At 74.1% G+C, this 2,067-nt stretch carries 2 protein-coding genes; one reads left to right on the forward strand and one right to left on the reverse strand.

Annotated features, from left to right (window positions below; translation table 11 throughout):
- A partial coding sequence (locus KBX39_RS29745; RefSeq protein WP_210873710.1) for a DNA topoisomerase IB occupies positions 1-768 on the forward strand: 768 nt, incomplete at its 5' end.
- A gap of 170 nt (positions 769-938) precedes the next feature.
- Here KBX39_RS29745 and KBX39_RS29750 read toward each other — a convergent pair.
- Complete coding sequence (locus tag KBX39_RS29750) at positions 939-1,982, reverse strand: helix-turn-helix domain-containing protein (RefSeq protein ID WP_210873712.1); 1,044 nt, start codon at positions 1,980-1,982, stop codon at positions 939-941.
- Positions 1,983-2,067: the final 85 nt, after the last annotated feature.

A 2,067-nucleotide genomic window follows, 5' to 3' on the forward strand; every position in this document is an offset into this window, starting at 1 on the left:
CAGTACCTCTACCACCCGGGCTGGCGGCGCAAGCGCGACGAGGCGAAGTTCGACCACGTGCTGGAGGTGGCCCGCCGGCTGCCCGCGCTACGGGACCGGGTCACGCAGGACCTGGCGCTGCGCGGCCTGCGCCGGGAGCGGGTGCTCGCCACCGTCGCCCGGCTGCTCGACATGGGCGCCTTCCGGGTCGGCAGCGACCAGTACGCCACCGGCGACGACCCGACCTTCGGGGTGGCCACGCTGCGCCCCGAGCACACCCGCTCCCGGGGCGGGTGCGTGGTCTTCGAGTTCCCCGCCAAGGGCGGCATCGAGCAGGTCCGCCGGATCGAGGACGCGGAGCTGTGCCGGGTGCTGCTCAACCTGCGCCGGCGGCGGCGGGCCCAGGAGAGGCTGTTCGGCTACTGGGACGGCCGGTCCTGGCGCGACGTGCGCAGCGACGAGGTGAACGACTACCTGCGCGACGCCAGCGGCGGGGAGATGACCGCGAAGGACTTCCGTACCTGGCACGCCACCGTGCTGGCGGCGGCCGAGCTGGCGAACGTGGGCCCGCAGCGCTCCGCCACCGCCCGCAGGCGCGCGGTGGCCGGGGTGATGCGGTCGGTGGCCGAGTTGCTCGGCAACACCCCGACGGTGGCGCGGGCCTCCTACGTGGACCCGCGGGTGGTCGACCTCTACCACGACGGGGTGCTGGCGCCGGTGCAGCCGGAGATGCCGCGCGAGGCGGTGGAGAAGTCGGTGCTGGCGCTGCTGGAGGAGGAGGCCGGCTGACCGGCCCCGTCGGTCCTGGGGGGAAGCGCGACGGGGCCGGAAACCTCGTCCGGCGCGGATGCGGGGAGACCGCCACCGGGGCGGCCGCCCGCGGCCGGGCCGCCGCGGACGCCACGCCACGGCCCCCCGATACCAGTGGGCCGCCGCTGGGAGCGGTCTCAGCCCTGCGTTCAGTATGTCCGCGCCGAGTTGACTGCGGATGCCGTGGTGTTGACGATCCGTGCCGGTTCCAGATGACGGGCCCGGAATGCCTGCGGTGTCTCCGCGTGCGCGGCCCGGAAGGCGCGGCTGAAGTGTGCCTTGTCCCGGAAGCCCCAGCGGGCGGCGATGAGCTGGATCGAGCGGTCGCTCAGCGCCGGGTCGGCGAGGTCGCGCCGGCACCGGGCCAGCCGCTCGTCCCTGATGTACGCCGCGACGGTGGTCTCCTCGTCCTCGAAGAGCCGGTGCAGCGAGCGCACCGAGATGTGGTGCGCGTCGGCGATCCGGCCCGGGTCCAGCGAGGCGTCCCCGAGGTGCTGCTCCACGTACGAGCGCACCTGGGCGAGCAGGGCGCGCCGCCGGATCTCGGTGGGGACCGCCTCCTCGGAGACCAGGTTGCGGCCGAGCAGCGTGGCGACCAGGTCCAGGCCGATCCCGCCCAGCCGCTCGGCGTCGGCGGCGTGGTACTGCTCGGGGTGCGCGGTGATCCGGACGAGGAAGTCGGCGAGCAGGCCGCCGACGCCCTCGGAGCCGGACATCCGCCCGGCGAACAGGGGAGCGAGACTGCGGCGCGGCAGCGGCAGCGCGTCGTACGGCATCAGGGCCACGATCGAGCGGGCGTACGCGGGCCCGGCCGGGTCGGCGTGGTGGCTGACCTCGTGCGGGCGGGAGCAGTCGTAGAAGGTGAGGTCGCCGGGGCGGCAGCAGGCCCGCTGCCCCGCCTGGTCGGCCTGGCTGGTCCCGGTGAGCGTGAGCGCGAGCAGGTAGTAGTCCGGGTCGGAGCGCTGGATCAGCTTCGAGGTGCGGACGCAGTCCACCGACGGGTAGCGGTAGCGGATGAGCCGCATCCGGCCCAGCTCGACGAACTCGGCCCGCGCGACGAAGTCGTCGGCGTGCGCGGTGTGCACCCGCAGCGGCGTCGGGGTGCTGGCCATCATGTCCAGCCACATGCCGAAGCGCTCGCGTGGTGGCAGATCCTCCGTGTCGAGCACCTGCCGGCGCAGCTTCCCGTCCATCAACCGACCCCCGTGGTTCGTCACACCTGCTAGAACCAGGACGCCCCACGGGGCCGAAAAGCGACACCCGTGGGGCGTCCTGGTT

It is taken from the genome of Micromonospora sp. D75, from assembly GCF_018070405.1.
Lineage (GTDB): Bacteria > Actinomycetota > Actinomycetes > Mycobacteriales > Micromonosporaceae > Micromonospora > Micromonospora chalcea.

Bases quoted from the DNA above. Each gene is read 5' to 3' on its own strand.
- KBX39_RS29750 (WP_210873712.1), bottom strand. From the start codon at position 1,982: ATGGACGGGAAGCTGCGCCGGCAGGTGCTCGACACGGAGGATCTGCCA.